General features: G+C 34.3%; 9 protein-coding genes and 1 rRNA gene. 2 read left to right on the forward strand and 8 right to left on the reverse strand.

Annotated features, from left to right (window positions below):
* Positions 1 to 1,122 carry a glycosyltransferase gene (locus ACFSQ0_RS02325; protein ID WP_379043544.1) on the forward strand — a complete coding sequence of 374 codons (1,122 nt, stop codon included), beginning with the start codon at positions 1 to 3 and terminating at the stop codon, positions 1,120 to 1,122.
* Positions 1,123 to 1,125: 3 nt separating this feature from the next.
* Here the strand turns inward: ACFSQ0_RS02325 and ACFSQ0_RS02330 are convergent, their stop codons facing one another.
* From ACFSQ0_RS02330 to ACFSQ0_RS02350, 5 genes are all read right to left on the reverse strand, one after another.
* Positions 1,126 to 1,602, reverse strand: a complete 477-nt coding sequence (locus ACFSQ0_RS02330; RefSeq protein WP_379043547.1) for a hypothetical protein — start codon at positions 1,600 to 1,602, stop codon at positions 1,126 to 1,128.
* Positions 1,603 to 1,723: 121 nt separating this feature from the next.
* Positions 1,724 to 2,299 carry a glutathione peroxidase gene (locus ACFSQ0_RS02335; protein ID WP_379043550.1) on the reverse strand — a complete coding sequence of 192 codons (576 nt, stop codon included), beginning with the start codon at positions 2,297 to 2,299 and terminating at the stop codon, positions 1,724 to 1,726.
* 67 nt (positions 2,300 to 2,366) lie between these two features.
* Positions 2,367 to 3,533 carry a tetratricopeptide repeat protein gene (locus ACFSQ0_RS02340; protein ID WP_379043552.1) on the reverse strand — a complete coding sequence of 389 codons (1,167 nt, stop codon included), beginning with the start codon at positions 3,531 to 3,533 and terminating at the stop codon, positions 2,367 to 2,369.
* On the reverse strand, positions 3,534 to 5,051 hold the full coding sequence (locus ACFSQ0_RS02345; RefSeq protein WP_379043555.1) for a M56 family metallopeptidase: 1,518 nt from the start codon (positions 5,049 to 5,051) through the stop codon (positions 3,534 to 3,536). It abuts the gene before it with no gap.
* A gap of 1 nt (position 5,052) precedes the next feature.
* On the reverse strand, positions 5,053 to 5,412 hold the full coding sequence (locus ACFSQ0_RS02350) for a BlaI/MecI/CopY family transcriptional regulator (RefSeq protein ID WP_379043557.1): 360 nt from the start codon (positions 5,410 to 5,412) through the stop codon (positions 5,053 to 5,055).
* Between the two features lie 187 nt (positions 5,413 to 5,599).
* On the opposite strand from ACFSQ0_RS02350, the gene ACFSQ0_RS02355 reads away from it, so the two are divergent.
* Positions 5,600 to 6,103: a DUF456 domain-containing protein gene (locus ACFSQ0_RS02355; protein ID WP_379043560.1), complete on the forward strand. Its 504-nt coding sequence runs from the start codon at positions 5,600 to 5,602 to the stop codon at positions 6,101 to 6,103.
* On the opposite strand, the gene ACFSQ0_RS02360 is transcribed toward ACFSQ0_RS02355, so the two are convergent.
* The 3 genes from ACFSQ0_RS02360 to rrf form a co-directional block, all read right to left on the reverse strand.
* Positions 6,100 to 6,651, reverse strand: a complete 552-nt coding sequence (locus tag ACFSQ0_RS02360; RefSeq protein WP_379043563.1) for a nitroreductase family protein — start codon at positions 6,649 to 6,651, stop codon at positions 6,100 to 6,102. The genes ACFSQ0_RS02355 and ACFSQ0_RS02360 overlap by 4 nt on opposite strands.
* Before the next feature lie 8 nt (positions 6,652 to 6,659).
* Entirely contained in the window at positions 6,660 to 7,796 is a 1,137-nt protein-coding gene (locus ACFSQ0_RS02365; RefSeq protein ID WP_379043566.1) for a DegT/DnrJ/EryC1/StrS family aminotransferase, read from the reverse strand.
* A gap of 467 nt (positions 7,797 to 8,263) precedes the next feature.
* Positions 8,264 to 8,373 (reverse strand): 5S ribosomal RNA (gene rrf / locus ACFSQ0_RS02370).
* Between the last annotated feature and the right edge of the window lie 202 nt (positions 8,374 to 8,575).

Genomic DNA, 8,575 nt, shown 5'->3' on the forward strand with positions numbered 1-8,575 from the left:
ATGATAGCTATTAGTTTTTTCATACTCTATGCGTTGGTTTTAATTTGGTTGAGGCACGGAGTTAATCAGGTAAAATATAGGTCAAAAACAAGTAAAACATCCTCGATTAGATTTAGCATTTGTATTCCTATGCATAATGAAGCTAAAAATTTGCCCGGATTATTAAAATCAATCTTAGATTTAGATTATCCTCAAGAGTTATATGAAATTATTTTTATTAATGACCGCAGCACCGATGAAACTGCTTCAATAATTACAAGCTTTAAAAAAGAAAATCCAAATCACAACATAAGGCTACTTCATCAAGAGAAGGCTCAACAAGCACCCAAAAAAGAGGCCTTGATTTTAGCCATTAATGCCAGCCAGTTTTCATATATCGCCACCACAGATGCCGATGTTTTATTGCCTAAAAGTTGGCTGAAAGGTTTTGCACACGAAATCTCAATGAACAAAGCAAAGCTCGTTGTAGGACCGGTTACTTATTTAGCAGGTGAAGGTTTTTTAAATCAATTTCAAGCGCATGATTATTTAAGTTTACAAGGGGTAAGCCTAGGTAGTTTTGGTGGAGGATCTATATTATTTTGCAGCGCGGCCAATATGGCTTATTGCAAAGATAGTTTCCTTGCTTTAGGTGGTTTTAAAAACAATTTGCATATTAGTAGCGGTGATGACACATTTGTTCTCGAAAAGTTTAAAACTAGTGGATTACCCATTGGATATAGCTTAGTTTATGCCGAACCGGTTTTTACCTATCCTTTGAAATCGTGGCGAGATTTATTTATGCAACGTGTTCGATGGGCAGCAAAAAACACACATTTAAACTTTGGATGGAATCAATTAATAGGCGCATTGGTTTTTATTGTCAATGCTAGTTTATTAATTTTATTGATTCTAGGCGGTCTTTTTAAAATTAGCTATATTTTTCTTTCTGGTGGACTTTGGGTTTTTAAGTTATTAGTTGATATGGCTTTTTTAAGAGCGACCGCAAAAAAAATAGGTGTTCCTTTTTGTTCTCATAAATTTATTTTTTCTGCCTTAGTTTACCCTTTTTTTGTGGTATTGATTTTTTTATTTTCTTTAAAAGGTGGCTTTAATTGGAAAGGAAAATATTACAAGCGCTAGTAATTATTCACTAATGATTTGAACAGGAAGTTGGAAGGTAGTTTGTACTGGAACGCCACGCTTTTGAGCAGGATATACTTCGGGTAAGTTTTCTATAGATTCGGTTAGCCATTGTTTTAATTCAGGTAGTTGATGGGCTAGGCCTATATTTTGCTTTAGTGAATCAACAAAAATTTCCCCTTTTCGTGTAATTTTAAAATAAACCACCAATTGTTCATGAATAGAATCGGTTACCAAAGCGTGCTGCTTACTCAACTCTTCGATCACCCACTTTGTAAGTGTTGTCTCAAAACAGCGCTGTTGTGCTTGGAGTCCGTCGCAATGGGCACAACTTTTAAATACGGGGTATTGCTCTACTTGGTGCCAGTCAATTTGTTTTAATTCTTCCTCTACCAAATCATTTGGATTCATTTTTTGTTTTTCAAAAAATGAACAGCTGCCTAGCAGTACCAAACACAGTATAGCTACAATAACTCTCATAAGGTAAAAGTAACGAAACTAAATATAAAGATAATCTAAAAATAACTTTTATTATCCTGCAAAAAAAACCAGTAAGATATTAATCCTACTGGTTTATAGTTTACTATCAAAAAAATTCCGACTAGCTCTGTTTGATCCAACTTACTACAGCCTCATCTGTAGGTAAGGTAGATGAAGGTAGCGTTTTCACTAAATAGCCTTGTTCATCTATTAAATATTTCTGAAAATTCCATTTCACTTCGCTATCCATTACACCATTTAGTTCTTTTTGAGTTAAAAATTTATAAACTGGGTGTATATCACTTCCTTTTACAGAAATTTTACTCATCATTGGGAAGGTCACCCCATAATTGGCTTCGCAAAATTGAGCAATTTGTTCTTCGCTACCGGGCTCCTGATTTGCAAAATTGTTAGCAGGAAAACCAATTATCACAAAATTATCATCTTTAAATCGCTCATACAAAGCCTGCAGATCTTTATATTGGGGAGTATAACCACATTTACTGGCGGTGTTCACCAACATTACTTTCTTGCCTTTTAAATCGCTTAAATTAAAGGTTTCACCATAAATATCATCAACACTATAACTATAAATGCTTTGCTTTTCCATGTTTTTCGAATCCTTGTATTGCTTTTTTTGTTGACCACATGCTGTTAAAGTAAATAAAGCCAAACACGCGTAGATAAAATTCTTCATACTTTTTCTTTCAAAGGTACAAACAAATGCTTGGGTAAACATTCGGGTTAATTATTTTAAGATTTATTTATGGCTTGTTGCCTGGAGTTTGCTTGTAATGTTTCTCTTTTTTTAAATCTGATATACGGTACTTCGCTAAATTTATCCATTTCTGTACATCGGGTTTATTTTTATACTTTTCTATAAAAATGTTATAATATTTTATTCGTAAATCTAAATCAGCATAATAGTTGTCAGCGGCATTAGCCAGTTCAAAATCACTCCTTACCAAATCGGGGTTTTCTAAAATCGCAAGTTCAAAATACCGCATTGCCTCTTTATAATTTCGCTGTTGTTTGTAGGTAATTCCTAAGGATTGATAAAGCGAACTTAGATCGGGTTTACTCAATAAAAGTGCATAAAGCAAGTGCTTCTCGGCAAGGGTGTAGGATTCCTCTATATTGTAAAGTCGTCCCAAATATATATGAGCCGTTGCATTTTTATCATCTAGCTCTATAAGCTTTTTAAAACAATCAATCGCTTTTTGATTTTGTTTATGCCTAATGTAACAAACCCCTAATTTTTCATAAACCTGCTCAGTTTGGTAACCTGACTCAATTAAGCTTTCAAACAAAACAATGGCTCGCTTTGTATTTTGAAGTGCATAAGCATTTAAGCCAGCCAAAAGTAGCCCTTTAGTATTTTTCGGAATTATTCTTAAGGCCTTATTTATATTAATATCAGCTTCTTTAAAATTCTTATACTTATAGTAAAATAAAGCCAACTCATAAAGACTATTAAAATGATTAGGATTAATTTCAATGCTCTGTAAAAGCAGTTTATGGTAAGGCTTTGCTTTTGACACTTTACGGATTAAAGCTAACTCATAATAAAAGTTAGCCTGATTGGGATATTGTTTTATTAAATCCGTGAAAACGCTATCTGCTTTTTTATAATTTCGATTTACTTTAAGCAATTTCGCATAGTTGATTTTAGCTACGACCAAATCGGGATTAATCCTAATTGCTTGCTTATAGGCTTTAATCGCCGCATTTAAATTACCAAGTGCCCTATAGCTATTGGCCATTTTCTCATATATACCAACGCTCTTTGGTTTTTGCTTTTGATATAAATTGAGGGCTTCGTCGTATTGTCCGATAGTAAACAAACTATCTGCTAAAGCAAGGGTCGAAGTTTGTGCTTCGACCCGCTGAAAAATTCCTATTAAAATAAATAAACTCAAAATTCTTAACATCTACTCAATTTTAAATATAATAGGTAAACTATATAAAACATTAACTGGTTTACCGTCTTGCATTCCAGGTTGCATTCTAGGTAGACTATTCACTACTCGTTCTGCTTCTTTTTGTAATTCTGGGTGAGAAGCACGAGAGTCAACATCTTTAATACTACCATCCTTGGCAATAACAAATCGTACATAAACCCTATTTTTTCCAGTCAAACCAAGTCTTTTCCCTAAACCAACATCAAAATTATTATTTACAAAATCTTTTATTTTATCACTAAAACATTGTTTTCTTATTGTATTATTAGATCCTTCATCACAACCAGGATACGTAGGTACCGTTTCTATAGCTGAAAAAGGAACACCATCAGTTTCTATATTACTATTCTTATCGAAATCATAAACTTTTTTATTTTCGCCATCTGTAATGACTAATTTATACATCACTTTATCTTCAATTATTTTTTTTGATAATTCTCTAAATCTACGATTTTCATCATCAGTCAAATTATTAATATCTTCCACTTCGATGACTCCATAATTCTCTGTCCCATCAGTCAAAAGCCATTCTGTAGGAGGAGCTGGCGGTGGCGGTGGGGCTGGAAGATCAGATTGATTAGTTTCTACGGTTTCTATATTTTCTGAACATGACACGTACGTGAGCATGGCTGCAATTAGCGGTAAAACAATTAAATACTTTAGCTTTGCTTGCGCAGCTGATTTTGATTTTTGTAACATAACGATTCGTTTTTTGATTAATGAATGATTAAAGAATTGATTGATGAATGATATGTGATGAGTCCCAAAAGCTACGTTAAGTAAATTTTGGTAATAGGTAATTTTTGATGAATTCCTTACCACTTTTTCGTCGGCTATAAACTCATGAAGACTTGTAATTTCTTTTTGATAGAAATAAACCGCTGGATGAAACCAAAACAAGAGTTTTAAAATTTCAAAAAACAATAAATCAAGACTATGATTTTGCGTTACGTGAACCCATTCGTGCTGCAAAATATGTTGCCTTTCCTTTTCATTAATTTCACTACCTATAAATATTTGATTGTAGAAGGTACAGGCAATTCTGCTGTTTTGTATTTCGCTATAAAAAATACCTTCTTGTTGTTTTTGAATTCCACTTTTCTTGAATTTTATAAACTGATTCCATTTTTTTATCAGAAGCAAGAAAGCGACGCAAAAACCAATTCCATAAAGAATTAAAAACCCATTTTGCCATAAAAATTGACTCCAATTAAAGGCTTCCAAATTATTATTCCCGGCTTGAATTTCTTCGGCTGCGACCGCAAAATCACCTAATAAAACGGGTGGTAAATTAATAAATGTTGCCCCCGTAGAATCTTTTGGTCTTAAAAAATCTAAGATTATGAATGGTAAAAGCAGGGCCAAACGTGGAGTTATTAGTAAATAGATGCGATTGTAGTTAAAAAAAGTTTCCTTTTTGAAAAACAACAGGTAAGCCACATAAAAGACCGCTAAGAATAAACTGAATTGTACTGTATATAATTCCATCTTATTGTTTTTTATTAATTTCTTTTAAAATCTCCTCCAATTCTGCGGTGCTCATATCATTTTTTTTTACAAAAAAAGAAAGCATACTCTTCATAGATCCATCAAAATAGTTGTTCATAAGCTTGGTCATAGAAAATTTGCTATAACTATCTTTTTTAACCAACGGAAAATAAATATGCCCTCTCCCAACTTTTTTATAACCCACAAAACCTTTACTTTCTAAAATTCTTACAATCGTAGAAATTGTGTTATAAGCGGGTTTTGGTTTTGGCATCTCCTCTATAATAGATGCCACATTCGCTTCTTCTAATTTCCATAGTTGTTGCATTACCTCTTCTTCAGCCTTGGTCAATTCTTTCATATAGCAGTTTTTTCTTAAAAAGTTATTTTTAATTCAGTAAAAAATATACCTCTCTGGTTCATTTAAATTATAATGTCTATTCAAATATAACTAAATTTTTAGTTTAAACTAATTTTTTAGTTATAAAATTAAATGCATGAGAATTAAATAAAAAAAGTACTTTTATCTCGAAATCAATTTCAAAAAGATGGATGTATTTTTACTTATTTGTGGATTTTTGCTTTGTTGTACTGGAATTGCAGGTAGTTTTTTACCCGTTTTACCAGGTATTAGTCTAAGTTGGTTAGGTTTAGTGCTGCTGGCTTTTACAAAGGCCGTGCCCGCAAATTATTGGCTTCTAGGTATCACCCTATTCATTTGTATTGTCATTTTAATTCTAGACTACATCATTCCTGCCCAAGGAACAAAAAAGTTTGGAGGAGGAAAGGCCGCTGCTTACGGCACCAGTATTGGCTTAATAATTGGGCTTTTTGTACCCATACCATTTGGTTTTTTAATAGGTGCTTTTCTAGGTGCATTTTTGGGAGAATTATTATTTGTTAAAGCAAGCACATTTAAGAAATCATTGAAGGCTGCAGTAGGTTCTTTTCTAGGGTTTTTAGCCTCTACCTTTATGGCTTTTTTTACTGCCTGTATTTATTTAGGAATATTTATTTACCAAGTGGTAATACACTGGAATAACTTTTTCTAAACCCATTTAACATAATTTATAAGTTCTGGGCGTTCGCGCTTTACTAATTCAGCTTCACCGGGCACACCTAAATAAAACAAACCCAAACAACGCTCGTTATCAGCAGTTTTCAAGTAGCTAGGAATTTTATCTATTAAACTGGGAGAACTCCAATAACCTCCTAAGCCTTTTGCTGTTGCTCCCAACCATAAATTTTGAACCGCCATCGCCGTAGCCGCTAGCTCCTCCCATTCAGGTACACGCTTTTCTGGGTCTGGCTGCATATTGATAACCACTATATGACTGCTATTTAAAACCTTTTGTTTTAATTTATTATACTTAAAGTCAGAGAATTTAGCAGCAGTATTTTTATATGTATTCGCCAAAAATTCCGCAAAAGCAATTTTAGCTTCACCGCCTATGACATGGAAGCGCCAAGGAAAAGTCTTACGATGGCTAGGCGCCCAATGAGCCAATTCTAATAATTCTGTAATCTTTGCGTCAGGAATAACCTCTCCCGTAAATTGATTAGGAAAAATACTTCTTCTTTCTTTAATCGTGCTTTCCATACTACTATTTATAAAAATTTTTTAATGACAGCTGCGATCCTTAGCTTGTCAGCATCGGTTAAATTTGATCCAGAAGGTAAACATAGGCCATTTGCAAACAAATCTGATGCCACTGTTTTGCCAACAAAAGGCGCATCTTTAAAAACCGGCTGCAAATGCATAGGTTTCCATAACGGACGAGATTCTATATTTTCCTTTTCTAATGCTAATCGTAATTCTTCTTTATCCCAATTCCTTTTTGTTTTTGTTGGATCAATTAAAATAGCACTCAACCAATGGTTAGAATAATATTCTTCAGTTGGTTCCTTAAAAACTTCTACGCCACCGGCATCTTTAAAAAGTTCTCTGTAAAATTCATTCATTTTACGCCGAGCAGCAATATGCTCATCCAAAACCAACATCTGTCCCCTACCAATACCTGCGGCGATATTGCTCAACCGATAATTATAACCTATTTCGGAGTGTTGATAATGGGGCGCGGCATCTCTTGCTTGAGTAGCTAAAAAAATAGAACGCTCTTTGGTGGCCTTATCCTTACAAACTAAGGCACCCCCACCACTAGTTGTAATAATTTTATTTCCATTAAAAGATAGAATTCCAAAATCACCAAAAGTTCCACAGGCCTGCTTAGCATAGCTGCTACCCAAAGCTTCTGCCGCATCTTCAATAAGCGTTATATTATAAGAATCACAAAGGGTTTTAATCTCTTGTATTTTAGCGGGCATTCCATATAAATGAACAACAATCACCGCTTTGGGCTTTTTATGATTAGCAATAGCAAAATCAATGGCCTGTTTTAAAGCCAGTGGGCAGATATTCCAAGTTTCGGGTTCAGAGTCAACAAAAATCGGTTTAGCCCCAAGATAGGTAATCGGGTTGGCTGAAGCCGAAAAGGTCATACTTTGGCAGAGTACAAAATCATCACGTTCTACCCCAGCTAAAACCAAACTTAAATGTAAAGCTGCCGTACCACTAGATAAAGCCGCTACGTGTCTATCCCCTAAATATTTCTCAAGATCTTTCTCAAACCCAATAACGTTAGGACCCAAAGGGGCAATCCAATTTTCATCGAAAGCAGAATGAATGAAATCTAATTCTTTGCCACCCATATGCGGTGAAGACAGCCAAATTTTTTCTAAACTCATAAATTAAAAATATGGCATAAAAATAAGCCTTTATTTATAATTTAAACACCTTATATCTTTATAAAGTTAAAAGGATAATGGCGTTCCCTTTTTATAGAAAAAAGGTCGGGCTATCGCTACTCGCTTTGCGGGCATATGGCCCGCAAGAGCTTAAACAAGCCGCTCTATCCCTAACGCAAAAATTACAAACGCATCATTCAACCTAGTCGGTTTTTATAAGCCATACACAACAGCTGAGTTGTTGTTATCGGTTTATTAAGTATTAAGCCTAAGCTGGGCTAAAGCTAATGATCCTTTAGTACTTAAAAAAAGCTGGTCATTTATTCTATAACCTCCTTTAAGCAAAAGCCGCTAAGACGTAGTATGAAAAACCAGTGGATATGAGCCCCAAGAGCTTAAAACGATTCGGGAACTACTTACTTTTATAAACAAAAAAAAAGCACCTATCTTTCGATAAGTGCTTTAAAAAAAGGCGGCGACATACTCTCCCACAAAATAGCAGTACCATCTGCGCTAACGAGCTTAACTTCTCTGTTCGGAATGGGAAGAGGTGAGCCTCGCTGCTATAACCACCTTAAACTGATGTTACTTTAAATATAAAGTAACTAATAAGGTAACATATTGAAAAAATAAAGTTATACGTAGTTGTTTATACATTTACTAGATTGCTAATGCAAAAAAAGGTTTCACCTTCTCTCCCTAAGTAAACTCAGGGAGAGAAAGAGGACATAAACTATACGGGTTATTAGTACTACTTGGCTATGACATTACTGCCTTTA

Origin of the sequence: Mesonia sediminis, assembly GCF_042684705.1 — a bacterium.
Classification (GTDB): Bacteria; Bacteroidota; Bacteroidia; order Flavobacteriales; family Flavobacteriaceae; genus Mesonia; species Mesonia sediminis.

Coding starts and splice junctions, on each gene's coding strand:
- ACFSQ0_RS02345 (WP_379043555.1), bottom strand. CDS start 5,051: ATGGAATTATATACAGTACAATTCAGTTTATTCTTAGCGGTCTTTTAT.
- ACFSQ0_RS02330 (WP_379043547.1), bottom strand. CDS start 1,602: ATGAGAGTTATTGTAGCTATACTGTGTTTGGTACTGCTAGGCAGCTGT.
- ACFSQ0_RS02365 (WP_379043566.1), bottom strand. CDS start 7,796: ATGAGTTTAGAAAAAATTTGGCTGTCTTCACCGCATATGGGTGGCAAA.
- ACFSQ0_RS02360 (WP_379043563.1), bottom strand. CDS start 6,651: ATGGAAAGCACGATTAAAGAAAGAAGAAGTATTTTTCCTAATCAATTT.
- ACFSQ0_RS02355 (WP_379043560.1), top strand. CDS start 5,600: ATGGATGTATTTTTACTTATTTGTGGATTTTTGCTTTGTTGTACTGGA.
- ACFSQ0_RS02340 (WP_379043552.1), bottom strand. CDS start 3,533: ATGTTAAGAATTTTGAGTTTATTTATTTTAATAGGAATTTTTCAGCGG.
- ACFSQ0_RS02350 (WP_379043557.1), bottom strand. CDS start 5,412: ATGAAAGAATTGACCAAGGCTGAAGAAGAGGTAATGCAACAACTATGG.
- ACFSQ0_RS02335 (WP_379043550.1), bottom strand. CDS start 2,299: ATGAAGAATTTTATCTACGCGTGTTTGGCTTTATTTACTTTAACAGCA.
- ACFSQ0_RS02325 (WP_379043544.1), top strand. CDS start 1: ATGATAGCTATTAGTTTTTTCATACTCTATGCGTTGGTTTTAATTTGG.